This is a genomic window from Fulverythrobacter ferritrahens (assembly GCF_020539485.1).
Classification (GTDB): domain Bacteria; phylum Pseudomonadota; class Alphaproteobacteria; order Sphingomonadales; family Sphingomonadaceae; genus Andeanibacterium; species Andeanibacterium ferritrahens.
Genome location: NZ_JACDXU010000001.1, coordinates 227109 through 252050, shown reverse-complemented (window position 1 = coordinate 252050; position 24942 = coordinate 227109). Strand labels below are relative to the sequence as shown.

Sequence of the window (24942 nt, the reverse complement as noted above, 5' to 3'; positions counted from 1 at the left end):
TTTTGCCACATGCGGCCATCACGCCGTAACAATTCGCCCCGCCTTGCGACCATAGGTTTCCGTAAGGTCACCCAGTGATTGCAGCAGCGGGCCGAGCCATTTTTCATACGGCACCCACTGGCCCACCCCGTCCCGGTTGATCGGACGGCGGACCTGTTCGCTGGAGGCGGTGCGCACCGCGCGGCGGTTGCGATGGAATTCCAGGCAGGCTTCCTCGAACGGCAGGCCCAGATAGGCCAGCATGGCGCGCACCACAGCTTCGGGATCGTCCAGCAATTCCTCATGGATCACACGGTGGATGCGGCCCGGCAGCACCCGGTCGTAATGATCCATCGCGCGGACATAATCCGCGTAATATCTTCCGATATCGGCCAGATCGTAAGTGAAGCCCTGCCCCTTGGCGAAATGCTGGCGGAAATTGGAGAAGCAGCAATCGAGCGGATGGCGCCGGGCGTCGATGATCCTGGCGTTGGGCAGGATCAGATGGATGAAACCAGCATAGGCCCAGTTGTTCGGCAGCTTGTCGATATAGAACGGCTTGTCCGTCTTGCGCTGGATGCGCGTGCGGTCGAGAAATTCTGCCCCCAGCGCGGCCAGCTTGCCTGCATCCATCGCGGCGACGGCATCGGGCCAGTCCTGCGGGCGCAGGCCCATGGCGCGCGCCTCGCGCATGGCCATGGCGGGAATGTCCGGCAATTCCATCGTGCCTTCCACCTGGGAATGGCTGGCCAGAATCTGCTCGATCAGGGTGGAGCCTGCCCGCGGCAGGCCGAGGATAAAGACCGGGTCCGGCGCGGGATCGCCCCAACCCTGCCGCTCCGAGACGAATTGCGGAGTCAAAGTGGCGATGACGCTGTCCACCTGCGCGGAAACGACCCCCGCATCATATCCCAACTGGGCCGAACGCATGGCATTGCCCTGGGCATAATGGCGGAAGGACGGTTCGATCTCCCCATGATCGGCATAGGCCTTGCCGAGCGCGAAATGGAGATGCAGCCGATCCTCTTCCAGCGGAGGCGGATCGCCGGCGAGCGCAGCCTCCATCGCGGCCACATCACCTTCATCGAAGCTCACGGTCTTGAGATTGGCGAGGCTCCACCAGACTTCCCCCAGATCGGCCTGGCATTCGAGCGCCTTGCGATAGGCGGCAATGGAATCATCCTGCCGCCCGATGGTCTTCAGCACATGGCCATAGCTCATCCAGATGCGCGCATGGCCGGGGAATGCCTGCGTCAGTTCTCCATAGAGCCGAGCGGCCTCCTCATAGTCCCCCGTGCGGCCCAGCACCGCCGCGCGCAGATTGCGGCTTTCCAGATCGCCCCCCGCGGCAGCAACAATGTCCAGCTCGGCAATCGCCTCGGCATAACGATGCTGCTTGTTAAGGATGCCTGCCAGATTGGCGCGCGCCGCCACGAATCCCGGCGCCAGTTCCAGCGCGCGATGCAGCAGCTTTTCAGCATCGGCCAGCCGTCCGATCCGCGCAGCCAGTTCCGCCATAAGGCGGATCGCCGCCACATCCGTCGGCTGCGCCCTCAGCCGCTGGCGCAGCCGCGCCTCGGCCTGGGGCAGGTCGTTTTCCAGCATGGCCGCCGCGATGGCCACCATTTCCGGCTCGAAGGCCGTGGCGCGCACGCCATTGAGGTCGGCCTCCGCCGCATCCTCTTCCTGTCCCACGTTGCGCAAGGCCCGCGCCAGCAGGCGCCAGGCCCCCGCATTGCGCGGATCGGCCGCCACCGCATCGCGCAATCGCATCACGGCCTGCGCCGGTTCCTGTTCGACAAGCCGGGCAGCTTCGGCCGGATTGATGTGAGCGGTCATGACCGGGCGATAACACGCCCGGTCACGGCCCGTAAGCCCCCGCTCAGGCGCCTTTCTCCCGCAGGACGAGTACGGCCAGCTCCGTCCGCGAACTGACGCCCACCTTCTCGTAAATGCGGTGGAGATAGACCTTCACCGATCCCTCGGTAGTCCCGATTTCCTCGGCAATGTCGCGATTGCGCATACCGCTCGAAACCGCCTCCGCAATGCGCAGCTCGCGCGGGGAAAGGGCGGCGAGCGGCGAAGTGCGCGGGCTTTCGATGGCCAGATCCAGCGCGCGTTGCATCAGCGGCGGGTCGATATAGCGCTCACCGGCCAGCACCGTCTCGATGGCTTCATGCAGGCGCACTTCCGCACCGTCCTTGAACACCACGCCGTCCACCCGGGCCTTCACTGCGCTCAGCAGCGCGGCATCTTCCAGTTCGGCGGTCAGCAGGATCACCGGGCGTTCATCCCCACGCGCGCGCAGAGCCTCCAGCGCGGGCACGCCGCCCAGCCCCGGCATGCGCACATCCAGGATAACCACATCGGGGTTTTCCCGCTCGATGGCGTCCAGCGCGGCCTCACCCGTATCGACCGAAGCGGCGATATCGATCCCATAACCGCCCAGTACGTCTTCCACACCCGCGCGCAGGAATGGATGATCGTCCGCAAGCACGATCCTAGTCATTTGAGCCCTCCCACAGGCAATTCGATCTCAACTCTCGTATCGCCATTCATGGAGGCGACCCTTATTGTCCCGCCCAGCGCCCCCACACGCTCGGCAAGCGAGCGCGGCATGCGCGTTTCCTCGCCCCGTGGAAAGCCCTTTCCATCATCCTCGATAGTCAGTTCGATGTTTCGTTCCCGCCGCGCAATCCTCACCCAGATGGTGCCGGCCTCGCCATGGCGCATCGCGTTGGCCACCCCTTCGCGCACAAGTTGCTGAATCTCGAAGGCAAGCCACGCCGGAACGATCAGCGCCTCGCCGCGATCCTCGTAATTCAGATGAACTCCCCAATGGCGACCAAGCGCGTTGGTGAGGCGTTCCAGTTCGCTCCCGAGGTTGCGCGTGCCGGGGCTTACCTCGTCATTGCGCAGCCGCTCGATAATCTCCCGCAGATTCGCCTGCTCGTCTCGCAGGCTGAGCGAAACAGCCTCCAGATCGTCGGAAATATCCTTGCCCGCGCCCGCCTGCCGCCGCAGCGCAGCCAGCCTGTATCCGGCCCCGGCGAGCGACTGGGCCACGCTGTCATGCAGATCCCGCGCGATATTCCCACGCAGCCGCATCGCCGCCGTTTCCCGGGCGAGCGAAGTGATCTCCTCCTCGTCGATTCCGTGCCCGATCTCCCGCGCGAGGGCACGGCCAAGTTCCAGATGGTCGCGGCACAGGCCCGGAATTCCGGTGAGGACGATCTGGCCCTGCCCCGTGGTCCCTGCAATGGGAAAGGAAAGCCCCGAAATGGCGCCGAGATATTCCGCAAGGGCCGGTCCGGGCGACTGGCCATGGGCCACGAAGCCTCCACTCGGGAGCAGCCGCAAGGCCCGCCCTTGCTGGCAATCGAACAACATCGGATCGCCATCGGCATCCAGATCGATCACCCCCGGCGGGACATGCCTGACCCCCGGGTCGATTGTGCCCGCCAGATAGAGAGTGCAGCCCGGCTCCTCCGTGCTTTCCCAGGCCAGAGCAGCGCCCGTGGCACCCGATGCCTTCATTGCATAGGCAAGGGCTGCCTCATGAGGCGATACGCCCTGCACGGCCGGAACAAGCGAGAACCTGCCGACCATCGGTGCGGCGCGCTGAAGGGTGAACCACGTCACCAGCAGCGAGAGCACTACCATATAGCTGCCCCGACGCGCATATTTCGCCAGCACATCGACAGAGTCGCCGGGGTGAAGGAAAAGGCCCATCGCCAGATAAAGCAGGCTCAGCCCGGCCGCCGTGGCCAGAGTGACGCGCCAGTTCCAGCGCAAGGCCGCCGAGACGGTCATGAAGGAAAAGAACGCGAAATAGGAGCTGACGAAATCAGCCTCCCCCCCTTCCGTGCAATAGAGCGATGCCATGAACATCGCGCTGTCGCCCAGGAAGGATGGAATGGTCAGCCGGTAATCCAGCCACCAATCCCCCCACGCCACGGCAAACAGGGCCAGCGCATAGGCGAGATAGAGAGCCAGCAGGCCGTAAGCGAGACCGTCGCCACGCACCGGCTGATCCGGATCGACCCACATCCACAGCACAAACAGCAGGGCAAGGGCAATGCGCCCGGCGGCGATAACCCGGCTCGATCTATGCTCGAATATCTCGCGTATCACGCCGATTGCTACCCTGTCCCAGCCGGCGATGGGGATGCCATGTTTCGCGCGCCGGTCAATGCACAAGGGATTCGCGCGCGCAGGATCGGGCAGACTGTGACAGGCCTGCACCGGCGACGCGGTCAGCCTACCGATTGGGCCCCGCCCTGTTGGGGGCGCGTCCATTCCGGATGAATGGCGTTCCGAGGGCCAGGCACGGAATATCGCCCCTGATCCGGCCGGGATGGACGAGGCACCCTGCCGCTAAACCTCCGGAGTGGAGCTGTCGCGCATTCCCATAGGGCGGGCCGATCGGCTTTCAGTCCCTCGACGGAATTGTCCTTCAGGGGGAAACATGCCGGGTCTCGTGGACTCCGCTTCGGCAATATTGGCTTCGGCGGAGCGCAAGCTGGAAGCCTCGGCGCAGAATGTCGCCAATGCCTCCACCAGCGGCTTCAAGCGGCAGGTGAATTTTGCCGAAGTGCTGGGCAACGTGGGCAATGCAGACAGCCTGCTGCCCACGCAGAAGACCTATGTCGATTTCACACAGGGCCGCCTTGCCGAAACCGGCAGCCTCTTCGACCTTGCGATCAACGGACCCGGCCTCCTCCGCCTGCGGGAGGGGGAAGCCTATGTCTATGCACGCGGCGGCTCCTTCGCGCTGAATGAGGATGGGCTGCTGGCCGATCCTTCGGGCCGCCTATTGCAACAAGCTGGCGGCGGCGATCTGGCGCTGGCCGGCACCTCGTTCGGCGTGCTGGCGGATGGCACCGTGCTGGAAGACGGCCTGCCCACCGCACGCATCGGGATCTATGAGGCAGGCGATCCGGCTGCTCTTACCGCCTTGGGCGGGGCCACCTTCGCGGCGGCGGAACCGGCCATGAGCGAAGCGGAAACATCCCAGATCCGCCAGGGCTTCCTGGAAAAATCCAATGTGACGATGAGCGACGAGATGGTCGCGATGATGGCCAGCCTGCGCCAGGCCGAAAGCGGCGGGCGGGTGATGCAGTTCTATGATGAATTGATCGGCCAGGCGATCACCACTTTCAGCAGGAGCGGGCGATGAACGGGGCATTCGAAGTGGGCGCCGTCGCGCTCAGGGCACAGCAGCGCGCGCTGGAAGTTCACGCCAACAACATCGCCAACGTCAACACGCCCGCTTTCAAGCGCACCGAGGCGCACTTCGCAGAAGTGCTGGCCCGCAGTGCAGATGGGACGGAAGGCCAAGGTGTGGGCGCGGGAATGGGCACAGATGCCGCTGCCGCGCTATCGGGCTCTGCCGGGGTGCGGATGGTGCCGCAGACAATGATCTTTGCGCAAGGGACGCTCAAGCCCAGCGGCAATGCCCTGGACCTCGCGATTGACGGGCGCGGCTTTGTGGAACTGGCCGGGCTGGGCGGGGAAACCCTGTTCTGGCGCGGCGGACGGCTGCGGGTGAACGAGGACGGCCTGCTGGCCACTTCCGCCGGAATCCCCCTGCAGGCAGGCATCGCTGTGCCTGATGACGCGACGGAACTCAGCATTACGCAGGATGGCCTGGTGAGTGTGCGCAATGCGGATGATGAAATCACCGAGATCGGGCAGGTGTCGCTGGTCCGTCCCGAGCTGGAATCCGCTCTCGAACGCCTCGATGACGGGCTCTATCGCCCCACTGAGGGCGCGCGCCTGATCGATGCCCGTCCTGGCGAGGATGGCGCCGGGCGGATCGTGCAGGGCAGCGTGGAGCAGTCCACGGTCGAGCTTTCCGCCGAGATGGTGGAGATGCTGATGGTGCAACGCGCCTTCGCGGCTGACGCACAGATCCTTCAGGCGGCGGACCAGCTTGCCGCCATCACCAACACGCTCAGGCGATAGGCCATGATCCGGGGGACATTCGCGATAATGGCGATCATGGCCTGTTGCCTGAGCGGACCCGCGCTTGCGCAGGCGCAGGTCGGCAGTTGCCACGCTCTTCTGCAAGGAGTTGCGGCGGGGGATTTCTTGACTGCGGAGTTGGCCGAGCCTGTGGCCTGCCGGGAGGAACAACCGCACCTGCCACTCGCCTTCGACCGAGGCGAGAATGCGCCCATGGCCGTGGAAGATCTATCCGCCGGCACTTACCTCGGCAGACTGGTGCTGAAGCCCGGCGCCATCGCCCCAGCCGGCAGCACCCTGCAACTCGTGGTCCGCACGGGCCCGGTGATCGTGGAACGGGAAGTCAGCGCAATCCGGTCCATCCGTGCGGGGCGGCGCGGCTTCGTGAAAGCAGGCGACGGGCAGGTCCTGTCCGCCCACTTCGTGGATGGCGCGGGCGCCCAATGAGCCGCCCTGCCCTTTTCTCGCTGGCCATTCTCGCGATGCTGCCCTCCACCTCCTTGCAGGCCGAGCAGCTCTATCGCGGCACCGGCTGGCCTGCCGTTGCCAGCGATCGCAAGGCCATGGGCATTGGCGATGCCGTGACCATCCTGATCCTGGAAACCACCCGCGCCAGCAGCAGCCTGCAGAACAACTCCTCCCGCAAGTCGCAGACAGGAGGCTCGCTGCAGGCCGGCGGGATTGACGAAAACGCTTCGCTCCAGTTCGGCGGCTCTTATTCCGGGCGCGGCGAAGTGGTCCGCGCGGAACAATTCGTGGCGCAGATCTCGGCCAATGTCATGGAACTGGCTCCCAATGGCGATCTCGTGATCGAAGGTCGCCAGCAGATGCTCATCAATGGCGAGGAAACCACAATCGCCGTGCGCGGCCGCATCCGCCCGCAGGATATCAGCGCGGATAATCTCATCCCCTCCTCCCGCATCGCCGATGCCCAGATCGATTATGACGGAAAGGGCTTCGTCAGCCGCAGCGCGAAGCCGGGATTGCTCAATCGGCTCTTCAGCCTGCTGGGGATCGGCTGATGGGTTTGCGTCATTCCCTCTATGCGCTTGCCCTGGCGGCTTTGTTCACCGTCTCGATGCCTGTGAGCGCACAGGAAGTAGCGCTGAAAGGGCTGGGCAGATTCGATGGCTGGCGCGATAATGCGCTGATCGGATACGGCCTCGTCACCGGTCTTTCCGGCTCGGGTGATACGCGCCGTAACGAAGTAACGCGGCTGGCGCTGCGCAATGTCCTTTCCCGCCTTGGCACCTCGGTGAGCGAGGAACAGATCAACAGCCGCAATGTCGCGGTAGTGATCGTAACCGCCACATTACCAGCCTCCGCCAATGCCGGAGACCGGATTGACGCCATCGTATCCTCCATCGGCGATGCCCGCTCCCTTGCAGGGGGAACCCTGCTGATGACGCCCCTGATGGGCCCCGATCAGCGCCCCTATGCGCTGGCACAGGGCGCGCTGACGGCGGGCGGCTATGATTTTGAAGCAAATCTCAACCGGCAGCAACGCAACTATCCCACCAGCGCGGTGCTGCCCGGCGGCGCGACCGTGGAAGCCCCCGTCGATGCCCGCCTGCTTTCCGCACAGGGCACCGTTTCCTTCCTGCTTTCCGAACCGAATTTCACGACTTCCCAGAGGGTCAGCGAGGCGATCAACGCCAGCTTCGGCCGCCCCATCGCCTCCGTCCGCAATGCCGATGAGGTGGTGATCGCCTATGATCGCGGGTCGGCCGAACTGGCCGCCTTCCTCTCCCGGATCGAGAATATCGCCGTCACGCCCGACCTTTCTCCGCGCATCGTGATCAATGAACGCACCGGAACGGTGGTGGCCGGGTCCGGAGTGCGGATTTCCAGCGTGGTGATCTCCCAGGGGGACATCAAGGTGACCATCGTCACCGAAAATTACGCCTCCCAGCCCAGCTTCATCGCAGGCTTCGCCAATGATGTGTCCAGCCTGATCGTGACCAACACGAAGCTGGCAGTGGATCAGGGCGCCAATGACGCCGTGATGAGCTTTCCCAACACCACCGTGGGTTCACTGGTGGAAGGGCTTGCCCGGGCGAAGGTCGATACCAGGCGCATGATCAGCATCCTGCAGGCGATCAAGGCCGCAGGCGCGCTGCATGCCGACATCGTGGTTCAATAAAGGAGACATGGGGATGGACCAGCTTTCCGCCCTGCTCGTAGTGAAGGCGCTGGATGGGCTCGCCCTGCGCGCCTCGGCCATTTCGCAGAACGTCGCCAATGCGAACTCGCCCAATTACACGCCGCTGCGCGTCAATTTCGAAGGGCGGCTGCGTGATGCAGCAAAAGCCGGGCCAGAGGCCGTCCGCCAGCTCCGCCCCGAATTCGAACAGGATATGAGCCGCGCGGGTCAGGGCGGGATGCGCCTCGATCTGGAACTCGCCAGCGCCTCCGAAACCGCCTTGCGCTACGCGGCGCTGGTCGATGTGCTAAGCCGCCAGATGCAGCTCGCCCGCCTCTCCATGACGGGAGGCCAGTGATGGACGCGATTGCGATCAGCCGCACCGGGCTGGATGTCGAATGGCGTCGCATGGAAATCATCGCGCTCAATCTGGCGAATATGAATTCCGCGCGCGCGGCGGACGGTACGGGCTTTCAGCCTCTCACACTGCTTTCCGGCCCCGCCGGAAACTTCGGCACAGTGCTGGAGGGACAACACGCCCCCGCAGGCGTGCGCGCCTATGGCGTGGAGCCAAGCGGTGCCGGGATACGCCGGGTCTATGAGCCCGGCCATCCTCAGGCCGATGCCAATGGCTATGTGTCCTACCCCAATGTCAGCCACGCCGGCGAAATGGCGCTGATGGTGAAAACCGCCCGCGCCTATGAAGCCAATCTGGTGGCGCTCGCCGCTGCGCAGCAGATCTATTCCAGCGCATTGCAGATCGGGAAACAGGCATGAGCGCGCTGGACCCTGTCGCTGCGCTCGGCCTGTCGGATGGCCCACCCCAGATCATGCGGCTGGGGCTGCCTGCCCTCCCCGCATCCACCACCGGCGGCGCCAGCTTCCAGTCCGTGCTGTCTGCCGGGCTGGATGCGGTCAACGACAAGGTTGCCCATGCGGACGAACTGGTGCGGCAATTCGCACTCGACGATTCCGTGCCCGTTCATCAGGTCACCATCGCGCTGGAGGAAGCGCGCCTTTCCATCGAACTCGCGACACAGGTCCGCACCCGTCTGGTGGAGACCTATCGTGAACTCATGAACATGCAGCTCTGACGCATGGAACGCAGGCAGATTCTCCTGATTGGCGGAATTTTCGCAGGCGTGGTCGCCGTGCTGGCTATCGTCTGGTTCGTTTTCCTGCGCCCCGGCTATGGCATGCTCTACGAAGACTTACGCGAAGCTGATGCCGCGGAAATCGTCGGCGTGCTGGAAAAGCAGGGCATCGAATACCGGCTAGAAGATGGCGGCCACCGCCTTCTGGTGCCGGAAGCCGACATCGGCCGTGCGCGCGTGCTGGTGGCCGGATCGGGTGTCGCGACCGGCGGTACGGTGGGCTTCGAACTGTTCAATGAAAGCGACATGGGCCTCACCGAATTCGCGCAAAAGGTGAACTACCAGCGCGCCTTGCAGGGCGAACTGGCCCGCACCATCATGGGGATGGACGGGATCGCCTTTGCCCGTGTCCACCTCTCCCTGCCCGAACGCACGCTGTTCCGCGCAAACCAGGCCGGCCCCAAAGGAGCGGTCACCTTGCAGACCGCAGGAAACGCCACGCTCGAACCCGCACGCGTTACCGGCATTCAGCAGCTCGTTTCTTCCGCTGTCCCAGACCTGCCGGCGCGGGAAGTGGCCGTGCTGGACCATCGCGGCAGGTTGCTGAGCCCCCTGCCTGTGGATGATGCCGGAATGCATGGCGAGCTCGACGAACGCGCGGCGCTGGAAGAATATTACCGCGCCCGCATTCGCGGCGTGGCCGAGAAGCTCATTCCCGGCATGCCGTTCGACATCAGGGTTCTGGCTGTTCCCTCAAGCAGCGACGAAACCCCGAACGCCCGGAATTTCAGCCTTCGCATTGCCCTGCGAACCGAAATGGAACTGGGCACCGAAGATCGCGACATGCTGCAATCCGCCATTGGCGAAACCGCCGGACTGGAACCGGGCAATGGCGATGTCCTGCGTTTCGAGACCGGGCCGCTGGAGGATCTGGCCACGCCCGGCCCGGCAGAACTCGTCGTCGCCCCGCCGGAGCAACCTGCGCTTTCCCCCATCGTTGCGCCGGAACACATGATCGCGGGCGATTGGCTGGGCGGTTCGTGGTTATGGGCCCTGCTGGCAGTACCCATCGTGCTCCTCCTCATCGCATTGCGCCGCCGCAGCCGGCTTTCGCCGGAAGAACAGCAGAGCTTTGCCGAACTGCTTGGCGAGAAAATCGCCATGGCCGAGGGGGCGCCCAATGGAGAGTGAGGCCGCTGACATGGCCGCGTGGCTCAATCGCTGGCATGCCCTGCCGGTGGGTGACCAGCAGGGCATAATGCATCGCATGGAAGCCTCTCAGCGGCTTGCCTTCGAGCGCCTGCTGGCTGCTGCGGAGCGCGAAAAAGCGGATGCCGATGCGCGAAACCGCCGTTTCCGTGCCTACTCCCCATGGCTCGCCGCTTTGCTGGATGCCTGCGAGAATGACGGCCGGCTTGCATCCCAGCTAACCCCGGCGGTGCGCTCCGCACTGCTGGAGGGCCAGGAACAGATCGTCTCCTCGCAGGGCAGGATCAACGCACCCAGGATACCGGGCGAAGGCCTCCGTTCCTTATGGCGCGAATTGAGGAACAGGCTGTGAGCGGGCTGTTCAAAGCAGGCGACGCCCATATGCAGGGGGCCCTGCGGCCGCTGGAAGCAGCCTTGCCCGCAGCTCGGCAGGCCGAGCCCTTTTTGACCCGCCCGGACATGCCTGAACCGGACGAGGCGCTGGATCGGCAGTGTATCGAACTGGAAGCCGCGATCGCCGATTTGCGACACCGCATAGCGCAGATGGAAACGGAAGCAGACCAGCGCGAGGAAGCGGCTTTCGAGCGGGGCCGGCAGGATGGGCTGGATCATGTGGCAGGCGAGGAAAATCGCCGGCTGGATATGCTCGCCGCATCGCTGGAAAGGTTGCAGCCGACCAGGGAGAGAATCCTGGCGGATTGCGAGACCCTGGCACTGCAGTTGAGCCGAACGGCCCTGAAGCGCGTGTTCGGGGAAGCGGAGCTTCAGGCCGATCTGCTGCGTGCCACGCTGACATATCACCTCTCCGCCCTGCAAAGGGACATGGTACGGCAGGTGCGGGTTTCCGGCCGCGATTTCCGCTCAGCCGACGATCTTGCGACACTTGGGGAGCGCTTTCCCGGGCTTGCCGTAATTGCCGACGACACGCTCCAGCCCGGCGACTGCAAGGTCGACCTCCGGCTCGGCTCGCTCGACATCGGGCTGGCCGGCCAATGGCAACGCCTGAGCGTCTATTTCGACCAGCTCGCGCAAGCAGAAGCAGGAGCGGAACCATGAAGGCCCATCCCTTCGTGCGTCGCCTGGAAAGCGCAGAATTCACCCGCGCTACAGGGGCCCTCCTGCGCATCAATGGCGAGTTTCTGGAGGCGGACGGCCCAGTCGCCAGCGTGGGTGATTATTGCGAGGTGGAGGCCGCCGGGGCAGCGCCCATGCTGGCCGAAGTGGTTGCGGTGGAGTCGGAACGCCTGCGGCTGGTTCCAATCGGTCACCCGCCCCGGCTGACACTCGGCGCCACAGTAGCGCGCGCGCCGGGAGCGGAGGATATTCCCGTCGGCGCGGGTTTCGGCGGTCGCGCGATAGATGCCCTGGCCCGCCCGCTGGACAGCCTGGGCGCGATCTGGCCCGAGCGGCGACAGAAGCGTGCCGGCAGGCCCCTCGCCCCCTTTGACCGGACAGCCCAGAGTGAGCGGATCGAAACGGGAATCCGCGCCATCGATGCGCTGCTTCCGCTGGGAATGGGCCAACGCGTCGGCATCTTCGCCGCTGCCGGAGTTGGCAAGACCAGCCTTCTCGAGCAGATCGCCCGCCAGACCCGCTGCGACCGGGTGGTGCTGTGCCTGGTGGGAGAACGTGGCCGCGAGGTGGATGTGCTGTGGCGCATGCTTCGGGAAAGCCCGAACATGGCGCGATCGACACTGGTGGCGGCCACTGCCGATGAGAGCGCCAGCCTGCGCCTGCGCGCGATCGAGCAGGCAGTCGGCCTCGCGGAACATTGGCGTGACGAAGGCGAGCATGTGTTGCTGCTGGTAGATTCCATCACGCGAGTGGCCCATGCCTTACGAGAGTTGGGCCTCGCAGCGGGCCTGCCGCCCAGCGCGCGCGGTCTGACCCCCAATGTGTTTTCCGCCCTTCCGCGTCTGGTCGAACGCTGCGGCGCGGCCCGCAGCGGCGCGATAACGGCAGTGTTCACCGTTCTGAGCGAGACAGACGATGTGGACGATCCCGTGGTGGAACTGATGAAGTCCGTGCTGGACGGCCATATCGTTCTTTCCCGGCAACTAGCGGAAAAACGCCATTTCCCCGCAATTGACCTGTCTCGCAGCGTCAGCCGCCTTGCTGGCGATCTCCTCGATGAACGGGAAAGCGCGCTGTGCGGAGAAGCCCATTCCCTGATCGCCACGCATGAGGAGGCGCGGCCGATGATTGAAAGTGGCCTTTACCGCAGCGGAGCCAGCGAGCGGATCGACCGTGCCATTTCCCTGCAAAGCGCTCTGGCCGGCTTCCTGATCCAGAAGGCGAAGGAGCATAGCGAACTGGCGGAAACCACCGGAGCGCTCGCCCGGATTCTGGCGGCGGGCAGCCATGCGTAGCGGCTGCCATTTTCACCATCGGCTTGGCCGTGTCGCCTCGCTACAGGCCCTGAAGACCATGGCCAGCCAGGGCGAGCTGGCCGAAGCACAAGCTGCGACTGGCGAGGCGCAGGCAAGACTTGCTGAGCAGGAACGCGAAATCGCGGCGAAGGAAAGCGAAGTCGCCTCCTTGCAGGATGCCGACGCCCTCGATTTCGCAGAATGGCGCATCGCCCTTGCCGTGCTGGGAGACCTCTCGGCCAGCAGCGAAATTACCGCTGCCCAATCCCGCGACTGCCAAAAGCAGGAGGCCGAGCGGCGCGAACAGTGGCGGCAGGAACATGCGCGGGAGGAACGGGCACACGCATTGCTGCGCAAGGTTTCCCGTCGGATAGCCGAGAAGCGCGACGAGGCAGCCACGCTTGAGATAGCCGGCCTGCGTGCTCGGCCCAGAGGAGGAAGAGCATGACCATATCCTTCCCGGCATTCCCGCAAAAAGTCGCCCCCCAGCAGGGGCAGCTGTCAAATTCTATACCGGGCGTCCGGACTGACTCGGGCACGCAAGCGAGCGCATTTTCCGATCTGCTTGCGTCCTTGCTCGCCACCCGCGAGGAGCCTGATCTCACGCCTGATTTCCTCCCCTCACGACACGGCGAGTTGACGGAGGAACAAGCCCGCCGTGCTGCCGCGCTGGCGCCCTCGCCCGGCGCACCCGCCGAGGCCTTCAGCGCCGCGAGATTGCTGGTGGAAATGGCGCTGAATTTGCCCGGCGGCCACTCGGAGAGCCTTACTCAACCCAGCCTTTCCAGCCGCGTGGAAACATCAGCCATACCGCCTGGCGCCACAACAGCCCGCCCGGATAATGCAATCGCGAAGGAGCTTCCCGTGGCTTCTATCGCGCCTGACCTGCAGGGGCCACAGACACCGCACTATCGACCTGAGCAGCCAGCACTTTCACCGCAACCATCCGACACCCTGACCGCCCGGGGGCTGTCAGCGGCGAATATGGGCCGGGCTATGCCCACCACCGGCACCGGCACCGGCGCTGCGCCTGAGCCCCGCCAGTCCATACCCCTGCCGGAACTGCCACAATCCCGAGACAGCCAGCGCGCAGCGCATGAGCCTCTGGTGGCCATGCCTTCCGGTCAAACCTCTCCCTTTGGCGCGCAGCTCGTAAGGACGGAAGGTGGCCTGCAACTGATCCTGCGCCTGCCGAAACTGGCCGAAAACGAACGCAGGGCGCTGGAAACCGCGCTGACCCATCTGCTGGAAAGTCACGGACACCGCAGCTCCGCCATCGTCATCCATGAAGTCGCGAAAGGGTAGAACAGGTGGCCAGCAATCCGATCGATGCGTTGGGAGGGTCCTCCGCCGCGACCTCTTCCCAGACCACGCAAAGCGCGACGGACGCCTTTGGCCTGGGGTTCGAGGATCTGCTGAAGATCGTCCTTACCCAGCTGACCTATCAGGATCCGCTGAAGCCGATGGACAATTTCCAGTTCGTTTCCCAGCTCGCGCAATTCTCGCAGATTCAGCAAACCCAGCAAATGTCCGAGAGCCTGCAGGCGCTCGTTTCGGCGCAATCGACCTCGCAAGCCGCCACCTTGCTGGGCCGGATTGTCGAGATCCCGGCTGGCAATACCGTACTGACCGGCAAGGTCACGTCCATCGCCTTCGGACAGGAAGGTCCTACCCTCACCATTCAGACCGCCAATAACCAGACCATCTCGAACATCAGTCTCGGGGCGGTCTCGCAGATCAGGGAGTCCAACTGACATGTTCGGATCAATCTATATCGGGCTGAGCGGGCTTAACGCCTATTCCGAAGGGCTGAAGACCGTAAGCAACAATGTCAGCAACCTCAACACCACGGGGTTCAAGGCATCGGACGTCAGCTTCTCTGATGTCTATGGTTCGGGCAGTTCTGGCGGGCTGGACTACACCTCGTCAGGCAGCCAGGCGGGCCACGGGGTTAGCCTGCAGGACATCTCGCTCAATTTCGGCCAGGGCGAATTGCGCCAGACCGACCGGGATCTCGATCTGGCAATCGACGGTGGGGGCTTCTTCGTTCTGCTCGACGGGGACCAGACGCTCTATACCCGTACAGGCAGCTTCATGGTGAATGATGAGGGCTATATCGTCCTTTCCGGGACGGATTATCGGCTGGCCGTACTCGACAATGGCGGACGGCCCGTAAGCCTGAACATCGATGCCTCTCGCACCAGTCCGCCGGAAGAGACGACGAAGATCGAATTCGCCGACAACCTTTCTTCCACCGCCACCGAATTTTCCATTGCTGACGTCAAAGTGTTCGACGAGCGCGGGAAAGAGCATCTCTGGACGCTGAAATTCTCCCGCGAAGAAACCGTATTCGATCAATGGACTGTCAAGGTCACAGATGGTGAAGGGACAGAGATCGGCACCAAGACGCTGAAATTCATTGCCGGTGTCGCCGATCCCGCCACGCGAACCCTGACTTTCGAGGAAGTCGCCAGCGGGCTTTCGGTGGAGTTCGATTTCTCCCGCGTCTCCTCTTTCTCCTCCGGCACAGTCAGTTCGCTGCGCGCTGCCGAGGTGGACGGGCATGGCACGGGATCGGTCACCAAGCTGGCCGTCAACGCCAAGGGCGAGCTGGAAATCACCTATAGCAATGAAGAGAAGAAGGCACTGGGGACCATCGCATTGGCCGATTTCCGCGATCCGCAGACGCTGGAACAGCGCAGCAGCGGGTTGTTCGCGCATAATGGCTTTGGCCAGGTTCAATATCTGCCCGCAGAAGACAGCCGCGTGGGGACAGTCCTCAGCCGCAGGCTGGAAGCCTCCAATGTCGATCTGGGATCGCAATTCGCCGAACTGATCCTGATCCAGCGCGGCTTCCAGGCGTCATCGCAAATCATCAGTGTCTCCAATGATATGATCCAGCAGCTCTTCGGCATCCGGGGTCAGGGATGACCGCCACTCCCCTTCTCTGGCTGCCGGACAGCGCCTTGCTGGATGCCCGCACCGCGGAGCCGGTGGCGCGCTGCGTGCAGGAATGGGCGGGCGAATGGTTCGCCGCCGCCCGGCCGTGCATGCCGCCGCGCTGGGAAAGACTGGAGCAGGGCCCCACTATGCTCGGCTTTACATCCCCGTATGAAGGTCGGGGATTCCGGCTGGCGCTGCATGAGGAAGGACGGTTGGCCCTTGGCTCACAATTGCTGGGCCGCGGCCTTGCCGAACATGATCTGCGAACGCCGCAGGACCGTGCGGTGATTGAGAGTCTGGTCGAAAGGTCGCTGGCCGCGCTTGGATCCTTGCTCGACATCGCCCTGCCTCAGGGCAATTCGGCCGAAGGTTTCACCCTGCCCGTTACATCGGCGGATGGAGACCTGCTGCTCAGGATCGAGGCGGGGGCAAGTGTGTTGGCGCTGCTCGCCCGCGGTTGGGCCGGTTCGGGCCGCAAGCGCGCGCCACTCGGCCCGCGCAGCCCCGCGCTGGAGCCGCAGCCGCTACGCATCGGCGCAAGGCTCGGCTGCAGCCGCCTCGCTCTGGCCGAGGTTCAAACGCTTGAGGTTGGCGATGTCCTTGCCCTCGACACTCCTCTCGCCGCCCCGCTCGATGCCCTGATCGACAATATGCCCGCCGCCAGTGGCGCGCTTGCCCTCGTGCCGGGCGAAAGCGGGCTTCTGTTCCAGCTCACAAGGCCTGCAACGCAATGGTAGATGACGACGCAAATACCCTCGAACCGGCCCGCAAGGCCGAACTGCCTCCTCGGTTGATCGATCATGTCGAAGTCGATCTGGAAGTGATCCTGGGAGAAGCCCGGCTTTCGGTCGCGGAGCTTGCCGCGCTGGCCAAAGGCGATCTGGTGCCGGTGGACCGCATGCTGACGGAAGCGGCGGAAGTCCGCGTGAATGGCCGCGTCATCGCCCGGGGCGAGATCGTGAGCGTGGACAATAAATACGCTATCCGCGTTACCGAGATCGGCGGATAGGCATGATGCGCGCCGCCTTTGCCCTTACGCTGCTTGCTCTGCCCGCACCGGCGCTGGCAGGACAACTGGCGGGAGGATCTTCCCCCGACATCCCGTGGCTGCGAATGTTGCTCGCCCTTGCCTTCTGCATTGCCCTGGCCTTTGGCGCGGTACTGCTACTCAAGCGCCATCAGCGTGGCGGCGGGCCGATTGCCCCTTCCGCGCTGTTCCAGCGGCGTGGTCAGGCATCGGCCCGAAGGATCAGCGTGATCGAAACGCGCCGGGCCAGCCCCACGGCGGATTTATGCCTGGTCGAATGTGACGGGGAGACCTGGCTGCTGGCAGTGACTGCCAGCGGCGCCACCATTCTGAGAGGGCCGCAATGATGCGGACCCGGCAATGGATCGCGCCCACGCTGGCAGTCTGCGCCGCACTGGGCGCCAGCCCCGCCTTTGCGGCGAGCGCCGGCGGTGCTCCGCAAACTACCGAGGCAGTGAGGATCGGGGTGATCCTGGTCGTCCTGGCGATTGTCCCCGCGATCCTGATCAGCACCACCAGCTTCATCCGGATCGTGGTGGTTCTGTCCATGGTGCGCCACGCATTCGGCATGCCGCAAACTCCCCCCAATGCGGTCCTGACCAGCCTTGCCCTGTTCATGACCGCATTCGTGATGGGCCCCACCCTCACCGAAGTGAACCAGAAAGGCCTCCAGCCCCTGCTGGACGGAACTCTGGAACTCACGCAAGCGCTGGAAGGCGGATCGCAGCCACTGCGCGAATTCATGCTGGCCCACACGCGCGATAGCGATCTGGAGATGGTCTATCGCATGTCGGGCAGCCCACTTCCCGCCACGCCGCAAGATGTCGAATTGCTGAAGCTAACACCGGCATTCATGCTCAATGAATTGCGCGTGGCCTTCACCATCGGCTTCGTGATCCTGCTGCCCTTCCTGCTGATCGATCTGGTTGTGGCCAGCATCCTGCTGTCGCTGGGCATGATGATGGTGCCCCCGGCCACCATATCCCTGCCGGTCAAGGTGCTGATGTTCGTGCTGATCGACGGGTGGAGCCTTGTGCTGGAAGGGTTGCTCGGCAGTTTCACATGAGGGCCGGCGGCTATCGCGAGGACAAGCGCGGCGGCAGGACACCCTTGCGCGGCGTGGAGCTGCTGCTGCGGCCGGAACGGGTGGAGGCGGCCCTCTGGCGCAGCTTCGGCGACGATCCCGGTCCGGAGAATCGCCACCGCCTGTTCGAACATTATCGCCCATTCGCCGCTCGCCTCGCCGCCTCGCAATTCGCCCGGCGAGCCCGCGGCAATTATGAACGCGGAGATGTGGAGCAACTGGCCTATGAAGCACTGATACAGGCGATCGGTCGCTTCGACGCCGCGCGAGGGGTACCGTTCGAAGCCTTCGCCCGCCTGCGCATTAGGGGACACATCGCCAATCATCTGGCGCAGGTGAGCGAAGGGGCAGCACAGCGCCACTTTCGCCACCGGATCGAACGGGAGCGGCTAAAATCGCTCCAGGACCGCGGTGGCGAGCCTCTCGATGCCCTTGCCGCTCTATCCGCCTTGTCCGCCGCCATCGCCCTGGGGCTGATGCTGGAAGGAGAGCGGAAGCCGGAATTGCACGCAATCCCCGATCCCGCCCCCACTCCGTATGAGAGCCTCGCCTGGCGCGATCTGCAGGGCCGGGTACGAGCCTTGGTCGATAGCCTGCCCGAGCGTGAGGAGTTCGTGATCCGCCAGCATTACCGCAATGGCGTCAGCTTTCAGCAGATTGCCGTGCTGATGGGCGTCACCAAAGGGCGGGTATCGCAAATACACAAGGCCGCTCTGGACAGGCTCCGGGGAATGACCGCAAAGCTGCGTTAGGAGAACGAAGATGGAATTGTGCGGCGACGAGGATATGGCCGCGCTGGTGCGGCAGATGCAGGCCAGCGATACGGAAGACCTGGCGGCAGTGGATGCGGCGCTGAAACGCTTCCCGCAAGACCCGCGCCTGCATTTCATGCGCGGATCGATCCTGGCCGGGCGAAAGGAGCCCCGCGAGGCGCATGCCGCGCTGGCCCGTGCTGTGGAACTGGCGCCCGATTTTGCGATTGCCCGCTATCAGCTGGGCTTCTTCGAACTGACTTCAGGGGAAGTGGACCGGGCCCTGTCCAGCTGGGGCCCGCTGCTGCGCCTGCCGGAAGATGCCTATCTGCGCAAATTCGTGGAAGGGCTGACCCATCTGGTGCGTGACGAATTCGAGCCTGCACTTGCCCGGATGCGGGAAGGCATCGCACTCAACCGCGAGAACGAGCCGCTCAATGGCGACATTCGCTTGCTGATGGCCGAATGCGAAAGGGCGATGAAGGCTGGCGGAACACAGGGGGAGGAGGGCGAAGGAGAAGCCTCCGACCTTTCCGCCACTTCTCTGCTGCTCGGCCAGTTTCCCGGCGGCCCGACCCGGCACTGACGGGCAGGCACGATGACCCGCATCAACCAAGTCGATCAGGTGCTGCTGCTGTTACGACAGCAATTGCAGCGCCTCGACAAGTCCGGTCGCGCTCGCAAGGGCAGCGCCAGTTCGGCCACCGGCGTCCAGCGTCGCTCGCCCGCTGCTGGCCGGGTGGAAGCAGTGCTGCGTGCCGACGATCTTTCGGATGAAGACCTCGCCCGCACACTGATCTCCGCTCTGCTTGTGGACGAATTCGGCGAAGCAGCAGCGAATGATCCTGCCTTCCTACATATGGCTGGCGAGGTCCACCGCATCATCGCGGCAGATCCGCAAGCTGCGAAATTGCTCGGCGAAGCAATAAAGGGCGTCCGAGGGGATGTTTAGGGCAGCCTAGGGCCGCGCCAGCCCCGCCGCTTCCACCGGCGTATCCACCGGCTCACCGCGATCCTTGCGCTCGGAATAGCGGTCCACCAATTGCGCCGCGTGCGGCCGCAGCAGCACGGTGAAGCGGACCAGTTCTTCCATCACATCCACGATGCGGTCATAATAGCTCGACGGCTTCATCCGCCCGGCCTCGTCGAATTCCTCATAAGCCTTGGCCACGCTCGACTGATTGGGGATCGTCACCATCCGCATCCAGCGGCCGAGGATACGCAGGGTATTGACGCTGTTGAAGCTCTGCGATCCGGCGCAGACCTGCATCACGGCCAGTGTACGGCCCTGAGTGGGTCGCAGGCCCTTATAGGCGAGCGGCAGATGGTCGATCTGGGCCTTCATCACCCCGGTGATCTGGCCGTGCCGTTCCGGGCTGCACCACACCTGCCCTTCGGACCAGAACGAATGCTCACGCAGTTCGTGCACCGCCGGGTGATCATCACCCGCCACCTGATCGGGCAGCGGCAGATCTGAGGGATCGAAAATCCGCGTCTCGCAGCCGAACAGCTGCAACAGCCGCGCGGCCTCCTCCACTGCCAGCCGTGAATAGGATCGCTCGCGTAGCGAGCCATAGAGCAGCAGGATACGCGGCGGCGGACTGAGGCTGCCCAGCCCTTCTGCCGGCAAACGGTGGAGATACTCCGGTTTCAGTGCCGGGAAGCTGGCCGGATCTGGCAGGTCGCGCAGACGGTTCATTACACCCGCTCCCCTTCCGGCATCGTGTCGGCAAACCAGCGACGGCCAATCCACAAGGCGACATTGACCAGCGCGATCAGCACCGGCACCTCGACCAGCGGGCCGATCACGGCCGCAAAGGCCACCGGGGAAGCCAAGCCAAACGCAGCGATGGAAACCGCGATCGCCAGTTCGAAATTGTTCGAAGCCGCCGTGAAGGACAGAGCCGCCGCGCGCGGATAATCTGCCCCCGCCAGCTTCGAGAGTGCGAAGCTGACCAGAAACATCGTCACAAAGAAAATCACCAGCGGCACCCCCACCTTCACGGCGTCCATCGGCAGGGCCAGAATCTCGCCGCCCTTCAGGCTGAACATGGCGACGATGGTGAAGAGCAGCGCGATCAGCGTGACCGGGCTGATCGCAGGCAGGAAGCGATGATCGTACCAATCGAGGCCCTTGCGGGCGATCAAGGTCCGCCGCACCAGATAGCCTGCGGCAAAGGGCACGCCCAGATAGGTCAGCACTGCCTTGGCGATGGTGGCGAATTCCACATGCACCACATGCGATTCCAGCCCGAACACAGGCGGAAGCACTGTCAGCAACAGCCAAGCATAGGGAGTGTAGAAGAAGATCTGGAGCAGCGAATTAAACGCCACCAGCCCGGTGACATATTGCGGATCGCCATGCGCCAGCTGGTTCCACACTAGCACCATGGCAATACATGGCGCGATACCGATCAGGATCAGGCCGGTCATATATTCCGGCGAATTGCCAAGGAACGTAACCGCCAGCGTGAACATCAGCGCCGGGCCGACGATCCAGGCCAGCAGGAAAGACAGGCCCAGAATCCGCGTATCGCGGAACACCCGCCCCAGTTCCTCATACTTCACCTTCGCCAGCGGCGGGAACAGCATCAGGATCAGGCCAATGGCGATGGGAATGTTGGTGCTGCCCCAGGAAAGGCTCTCGATCGTCCTAGGCAGTTCCTCAGATGCGGAGCCGAGCCCGACGCCCAGCGCCATGGCGAGGAATATCCACAAGGTGAGATAGCGATCGAGGAACGAAAGCCGGGCCCGCGCGGCGGTTGCGGTCATGATGTATCCCTCAGCCGGAAATTCGATTGCCGGCGGCGTTCACCACCTGCTCGCCATCTTCCTTGGCGAAGGCGCCGTTCTGGGCGGGCAGCAGGTCCAGCACTTCTTCCGAAGGGCGGCACAGCTTCACCCCCAGCGGCGAGACCACCAGCGGGCGATTGATGAGGATCGGATGTTCCATCATCGCGTCGATCAGTCGGGCATCGGTCAGGTCCGGATTATCGAGCCCAAGCTCGGCATAGGGCGTCCCTTTCTCGCGCAGCAAGGCGCGCGGGGCGATCCCCGCCCGTTCGATCAACCCTTCCAGCATGGCGCGCGATGGCGGCGTCTTGAGATATTCCACCACATGCGGCTCGATCCCGGCATTGCGGATCATGGCCAGCGTGTTGCGGGAAGTCCCGCATTCGGGGTTGTGATAAATCACCACGTCCATTTCGGATTTCCGTCCTTCAGCAGCAATCGAGTTCGGCCAGCAGCGGGCGGCACAGTTCCGCATTTCCGCCGCAACAATCCTTGGCAAGATAGACCATCAGGGCACGCAGCCCTGCCAGATCGGCACGATAGCGGATGGTGCGGCTCTGCCGCTCGGCCGTGACCAGCCCTGCCCGCGCAAGAAGGCCAAGGTGAGTGGAAAGCGTATTGGCCGGCACCTCCAGCGCCTGCGCAATCTCGCCCGCAGGCAGGCCCTCAGGCTCGTGCCGCACGAGCAGACGGAACGCCTCCAGCCTTGTCTGCTGGGAGAGGGCCGAAAGAGCGTCGAGAGCGGTAAACGAATCCATATTTCGAGAAATATCGAATCGTTTTCCGGATGCAAGCCTCGTCTTGGCACAGACGGAAAGAATTTGAGCGTGGCCCATCAAGAATGCGCGCGGGCGACAAGGCAGGTTCGCCCCATATCAGAACGGAGCAAAGCCTGCCGATGGACCTGCCTTTCGACGTCGAATTGCTCACCCCCCACATGGGCGCCATCATCGCCGGCGTGGACATCACTGCCCCGGTGAGCGAGGAAATGGCCGCCGCCCTGCGGCAGGCGCTGGCCGATTATCTGGTGATCTTCTTCCGCGACCAGCCGCTGACGCATGAGGCGCACCGCGATTTTGCGCGGATCTTCGGCCCGCTCCATATCGGCAAGGCCGCCGCCGCATGGTCCGTAAAAGGCTATCCGGAAATCGTCGCCATCCATGCCGATGCGGATTCCAAATATGTCGCGGGCGAAGCGTGGCACAGCGACATGAGCTGCGACGAAGAACCGCCGCTCGGCTCCGTCCTCTATCTCCACACTGTCCCACCCACCGGCGGAGACACGGGTTTTTCCAATATGTTTGCCGCCTATGATGCGCTGTCGGACAAGATGAAGGCCTATCTCGAAGGGCTGACCGCCACGCATGATGCCCGCCGCAATTTCGGCGACATTGCCCCGCCCGGATCGGAACTGCCCAAATCATCCCACCCGGTGGTGCGCACCCATCCCGTTTCGGGCCGCAAGGCGATCTTCGTGAATGACGACTTCACGACCAAGATCGACAACCTCCCCCGCGAGGAAGGCGACGCCATCCTGGCCTATCTCTACCAGCACGTGCAGCAGCCGCAGTTCCAGTGCCGCTTCCGCTGGAAGCCGCATTCGGTGGCCCTGTGGGACAATCGATCCGTCCAGCATTCCGCCATCTGGGATTACTTCCCGCAAACCCGATCCGGCTACCGGGTGCAGATCGCAGGGGACAAGCCGTTCTGATGACCGACACCACCATCCCCACGCCCGTCCCGGTCGACACAATCATCCGCAATTGCATGGTGGTGACGATGAATGCCGAAAGGCAGATCATCACCGATGCCGCCGTTGCCATCACGGGCGACCGGATCAGCCACGTCGGCAAGACCTCCGACATCCTGCCCCTCGTCGCCCCGAAGGAAGTCATCGACGGCAGCCGCTTCGTGATGACGCCCGGCTTCGTCAACGGCCATATCCACATCACGGGCGAGCCGATCACGCGCGGCTTCGTGCCTGACGATACGGGCTGGCACGAGAATGTCTGGCAATGGCTCGTCCCCCTCTACCAGGCGCAGGAGCCGGAGGAGGAGGCGACCTCCGCCACGCTCGCCGCGCTGGAGATGATGCGCACCGGCACGACCTCCTTCCTTGAAGGCGGCACGGTGCGCCATATCGGCCCGGTGGCCGAGGCCCTGCACGCCAGCGGCGTTCGCGGCCGCATCGGCAAATGGACGGAAGACCGCGCCTTCGACCCGTCCGAAAGCCAGACAGCCAAGACCGACGCCGCCATCCGCGCCATGGAGGAAGCCGTCGCCAGCCTGACCGGCAGCGATGGCCGGATCGACGTATGGCCCCTGCTGGTCGGCCACGTCACCGCGACGGACGAGATGTGGCAGGCCGCCGTCGCGCTGGCCAAATCCAAGGGCGGGCGCGTGGCCGCGCATATGAGCCCGGTCGAGGCCGATCCCGAATGGTATCTGGCCAATGTGGGCCGCCGCCCGATCATGCATCTGGCCGAAATCGGCGCGCTCGGCCCCGAAGTCTGCCTCACCCATGCCGTCCATCTGGACGATGCGGAAGTGGCTGCCCTCGCCAGCTTCGGCGCCAATGTCGCCCATTGTCCCATGTCCGGGCTGAAAGGCGCCTATGGCCTTACCCCGGCGGGCAAGTTCCCCGAATTGCAGGCCGCGGGCGTGAACCTGATCCTGGGCACGGACGGCAACAATAATTCCAACAGTTCCGACCTGATGCGCGCCTCCTACCTCGTTGCGGCCCTGTTCAAGGACGCAAGGCGCGACACCGCCGCCTTCCCCGCGCATGAGGCGCTGACGATGCTGACCCTCAACGGCGCAAAGGCGCTGAACATGGCGGACAGCATCGGATCGATCGAAGTGGGCAAGAAGGCCGACCTCGTCCTCCACGACACGCAGCGGCCCGAATGGCAGCCCCTGTTCAACGTGGTGAACCAGCTGATCTGGTCAGCAGACGGCAGAGGCGTCCACTCCGTATGGATCGACGGCAAGCGCGTGATCGACAATCACCGCTCCACCACCGTGGACGAGGAAAAGCTCTACGCCGAAGCCACCCGCGCCGGTAAAGCCGTGATCGCCCGCACCGGCCTGCCGGACAAGCAAGTCTGGCCGGTGATCTGAGCAGGCCAAGGATGCCAGGGTCGGTAATCCGGGGCCTCTGATCCGGGGGTGAAGTGTCAACCGAAAGTGACGCAAAACGACCGGTGAAACTTTTCGCCCGACCCTTCCGCAAGGCCCGGTTTCGAGCCGTTTTTCGGCTCCGCCTGTAGGATTGGGTGTGACTTTTCGTTTTGCAGTTTCGTGCAGCCTGCACGCGGCCCGAAAAACCGGGCTGTGGCGGGTGAGAGAGGCGTTGGGCGAGGCGGAGACGAGGCTGTCCATCGCGCAGGATAAACGCGATTTTGGGGTGTGTAGGAAAGTGGTTCTTAATCAGCTATGAAACCCCACGCCTTATTCCGTGATTGAGCTGGCGAGACCTGAGAACGAAATGAAAATCCAAAACCAGTTCAAATTTGGGTGAACTGAAACCGGCAAGTTTGGTCGCTTGCAGCTTAAGGACTTTAGGTCACACGGCGTTCGCTA

Annotated in this window: 32 protein-coding genes; 25 read left to right on the top strand and 7 right to left on the bottom strand. The window is 63.9% G+C overall.

Annotated features, from left to right (window positions below; genetic code table 11):
• Positions 1-18: 18 nt before the first annotated feature.
• From H0274_RS01130 to H0274_RS01120, 3 genes are read right to left on the bottom strand one after another with little or no spacing between them, the layout of a single operon-like run.
• A complete protein-coding gene (locus H0274_RS01130; RefSeq protein ID WP_226792336.1) occupies positions 19-1818 on the bottom strand; it encodes a tetratricopeptide repeat-containing sulfotransferase family protein in 1800 nt (599 codons plus the stop codon).
• Positions 1819-1861: 43 nt separating this feature from the next.
• The gene (locus H0274_RS01125) at positions 1862-2488 is read right to left on the bottom strand and encodes a response regulator (protein ID WP_226792334.1); all 627 of its coding nucleotides are present in this window, start codon (positions 2486-2488) and stop codon (positions 1862-1864) included.
• Complete coding sequence (locus H0274_RS01120) at positions 2485-4278, bottom strand: sensor histidine kinase (RefSeq protein WP_226792332.1); 1794 nt, start codon at positions 4276-4278, stop codon at positions 2485-2487. Before H0274_RS01120 ends, H0274_RS01125 begins: the two co-directional genes overlap by 4 nt.
• 169 nt (positions 4279-4447) lie before the next feature.
• On the opposite strand from H0274_RS01120, the gene H0274_RS01115 reads away from it, so the two are divergent.
• From H0274_RS01115 to H0274_RS01005, 23 genes are all read left to right on the top strand, one after another.
• Positions 4448-5158 (top strand): flagellar hook-basal body protein, encoded by a 711-nt coding sequence (locus H0274_RS01115; protein WP_226792330.1) that lies wholly within the window; start codon positions 4448-4450, stop codon positions 5156-5158.
• A complete protein-coding gene (locus tag H0274_RS01110; protein ID WP_226792328.1) occupies positions 5155-5946 on the top strand; it encodes a flagellar hook-basal body protein in 792 nt (263 codons plus the stop codon). The genes H0274_RS01115 and H0274_RS01110 overlap by 4 nt, the downstream gene beginning before the upstream one ends.
• A gap of 3 nt (positions 5947-5949) precedes the next feature.
• Positions 5950-6393: a hypothetical protein gene (locus H0274_RS01105; RefSeq protein ID WP_226792327.1), complete on the top strand. Its 444-nt coding sequence runs from the start codon at positions 5950-5952 to the stop codon at positions 6391-6393.
• Entirely contained in the window at positions 6390-6968 is a 579-nt protein-coding gene (locus H0274_RS01100; protein ID WP_226792326.1) for a flagellar basal body L-ring protein FlgH, read from the top strand. Before H0274_RS01105 ends, H0274_RS01100 begins: the two co-directional genes overlap by 4 nt.
• Positions 6968-8089 (top strand): flagellar basal body P-ring protein FlgI, encoded by a 1122-nt coding sequence (locus tag H0274_RS01095; protein ID WP_226792325.1) that lies wholly within the window; start codon positions 6968-6970, stop codon positions 8087-8089. The genes H0274_RS01100 and H0274_RS01095 overlap by 1 nt, the downstream gene beginning before the upstream one ends.
• A gap of 13 nt (positions 8090-8102) precedes the next feature.
• A complete protein-coding gene (locus tag H0274_RS01090; RefSeq protein ID WP_226792324.1) occupies positions 8103-8447 on the top strand; it encodes a flagellar basal body rod protein FlgB in 345 nt (114 codons plus the stop codon).
• Positions 8447-8866: a flagellar basal body rod protein FlgC gene (flgC, locus tag H0274_RS01085; RefSeq protein WP_226792323.1), complete on the top strand. Its 420-nt coding sequence runs from the start codon at positions 8447-8449 to the stop codon at positions 8864-8866. The genes H0274_RS01090 and flgC overlap by 1 nt, the downstream gene beginning before the upstream one ends.
• Complete coding sequence (gene fliE / locus H0274_RS01080) at positions 8863-9183, top strand: flagellar hook-basal body complex protein FliE (RefSeq protein ID WP_226792322.1); 321 nt, start codon at positions 8863-8865, stop codon at positions 9181-9183. Before flgC ends, fliE begins: the two co-directional genes overlap by 4 nt.
• 3 nt (positions 9184-9186) lie before the next feature.
• Positions 9187-10374, top strand: coding sequence for a flagellar basal-body MS-ring/collar protein FliF (gene fliF / locus H0274_RS01075; protein WP_226792321.1), 1188 nt, complete (start codon positions 9187-9189; stop codon positions 10372-10374).
• Complete coding sequence (locus H0274_RS01070) at positions 10364-10744, top strand: hypothetical protein (protein WP_226792319.1); 381 nt, start codon at positions 10364-10366, stop codon at positions 10742-10744. Before fliF ends, H0274_RS01070 begins: the two co-directional genes overlap by 11 nt.
• Positions 10741-11448 (top strand): FliH/SctL family protein, encoded by a 708-nt coding sequence (locus H0274_RS01065; RefSeq protein WP_226792317.1) that lies wholly within the window; start codon positions 10741-10743, stop codon positions 11446-11448. Before H0274_RS01070 ends, H0274_RS01065 begins: the two co-directional genes overlap by 4 nt.
• Entirely contained in the window at positions 11445-12761 is a 1317-nt protein-coding gene (locus H0274_RS01060; RefSeq protein WP_226792315.1) for a FliI/YscN family ATPase, read from the top strand. The genes H0274_RS01065 and H0274_RS01060 overlap by 4 nt, the downstream gene beginning before the upstream one ends.
• A gap of 58 nt (positions 12762-12819) precedes the next feature.
• Complete coding sequence (locus H0274_RS01055) at positions 12820-13209, top strand: hypothetical protein (RefSeq protein WP_226792313.1); 390 nt, start codon at positions 12820-12822, stop codon at positions 13207-13209.
• Positions 13210-13397: 188 nt separating this feature from the next.
• Positions 13398-14066, top strand: coding sequence for a hypothetical protein (locus H0274_RS01050; protein ID WP_226792311.1), 669 nt, complete (start codon positions 13398-13400; stop codon positions 14064-14066).
• 5 nt (positions 14067-14071) lie between these two features.
• Positions 14072-14515 carry a flagellar hook assembly protein FlgD gene (locus H0274_RS01045; protein WP_226792309.1) on the top strand — a complete coding sequence of 148 codons (444 nt, stop codon included), beginning with the start codon at positions 14072-14074 and terminating at the stop codon, positions 14513-14515.
• A 1-nt stretch (position 14516) separates the two neighbouring features.
• Entirely contained in the window at positions 14517-15692 is a 1176-nt protein-coding gene (gene flgF, locus H0274_RS01040; protein WP_226792307.1) for a flagellar basal-body rod protein FlgF, read from the top strand.
• Positions 15689-16441, top strand: a complete 753-nt coding sequence (locus tag H0274_RS01035; protein WP_226792305.1) for a FliM/FliN family flagellar motor switch protein — start codon at positions 15689-15691, stop codon at positions 16439-16441. Before flgF ends, H0274_RS01035 begins: the two co-directional genes overlap by 4 nt.
• Positions 16435-16713, top strand: coding sequence for a FliM/FliN family flagellar motor switch protein (locus H0274_RS01030; RefSeq protein ID WP_226792303.1), 279 nt, complete (start codon positions 16435-16437; stop codon positions 16711-16713). Before H0274_RS01035 ends, H0274_RS01030 begins: the two co-directional genes overlap by 7 nt.
• 2 nt (positions 16714-16715) lie before the next feature.
• Complete coding sequence (locus H0274_RS01025) at positions 16716-17078, top strand: flagellar biosynthetic protein FliO (protein ID WP_226792301.1); 363 nt, start codon at positions 16716-16718, stop codon at positions 17076-17078.
• Entirely contained in the window at positions 17075-17797 is a 723-nt protein-coding gene (gene fliP, locus H0274_RS01020; protein ID WP_226792299.1) for a flagellar type III secretion system pore protein FliP, read from the top strand. Before H0274_RS01025 ends, fliP begins: the two co-directional genes overlap by 4 nt.
• Positions 17794-18567, top strand: a complete 774-nt coding sequence (locus H0274_RS01015) for a sigma-70 family RNA polymerase sigma factor (RefSeq protein WP_226792297.1) — start codon at positions 17794-17796, stop codon at positions 18565-18567. Before fliP ends, H0274_RS01015 begins: the two co-directional genes overlap by 4 nt.
• A gap of 10 nt (positions 18568-18577) precedes the next feature.
• Positions 18578-19153, top strand: coding sequence for a tetratricopeptide repeat protein (locus H0274_RS01010; RefSeq protein ID WP_226792295.1), 576 nt, complete (start codon positions 18578-18580; stop codon positions 19151-19153).
• 12 nt (positions 19154-19165) lie between these two features.
• The gene (locus tag H0274_RS01005) at positions 19166-19519 is read left to right on the top strand and encodes a hypothetical protein (protein WP_226792293.1); all 354 of its coding nucleotides are present in this window, start codon (positions 19166-19168) and stop codon (positions 19517-19519) included.
• Between the two features lie 6 nt (positions 19520-19525).
• Here the strand turns inward: H0274_RS01005 and arsH are convergent, their stop codons facing one another.
• From arsH to H0274_RS00985, 4 genes are read right to left on the bottom strand one after another with little or no spacing between them, the layout of a single operon-like run.
• On the bottom strand, positions 19526-20266 hold the full coding sequence (gene arsH / locus H0274_RS01000) for an arsenical resistance protein ArsH (protein ID WP_226792291.1): 741 nt from the start codon (positions 20264-20266) through the stop codon (positions 19526-19528).
• The gene (gene arsB, locus H0274_RS00995) at positions 20266-21339 is read right to left on the bottom strand and encodes an ACR3 family arsenite efflux transporter (RefSeq protein WP_226792289.1); all 1074 of its coding nucleotides are present in this window, start codon (positions 21337-21339) and stop codon (positions 20266-20268) included. The genes arsH and arsB overlap by 1 nt, the downstream gene beginning before the upstream one ends.
• A 10-nt stretch (positions 21340-21349) precedes the next feature.
• Positions 21350-21772 (bottom strand): arsenate reductase (glutaredoxin), encoded by a 423-nt coding sequence (gene arsC / locus H0274_RS00990; RefSeq protein ID WP_226792287.1) that lies wholly within the window; start codon positions 21770-21772, stop codon positions 21350-21352.
• A gap of 16 nt (positions 21773-21788) precedes the next feature.
• On the bottom strand, positions 21789-22118 hold the full coding sequence (locus H0274_RS00985) for an ArsR/SmtB family transcription factor (RefSeq protein WP_226792285.1): 330 nt from the start codon (positions 22116-22118) through the stop codon (positions 21789-21791).
• 140 nt (positions 22119-22258) lie between these two features.
• Between H0274_RS00985 and H0274_RS00980 the strand changes: the two genes are divergently transcribed.
• Together H0274_RS00980 and H0274_RS00975 are read left to right on the top strand one after the other, a co-directional pair.
• Complete coding sequence (locus H0274_RS00980; RefSeq protein WP_226792283.1) at positions 22259-23071, top strand: TauD/TfdA dioxygenase family protein; 813 nt, start codon at positions 22259-22261, stop codon at positions 23069-23071.
• Positions 23071-24480: an amidohydrolase family protein gene (locus H0274_RS00975; RefSeq protein ID WP_226792281.1), complete on the top strand. Its 1410-nt coding sequence runs from the start codon at positions 23071-23073 to the stop codon at positions 24478-24480. Before H0274_RS00980 ends, H0274_RS00975 begins: the two co-directional genes overlap by 1 nt.
• Positions 24481-24942 lie beyond the last annotated feature (462 nt).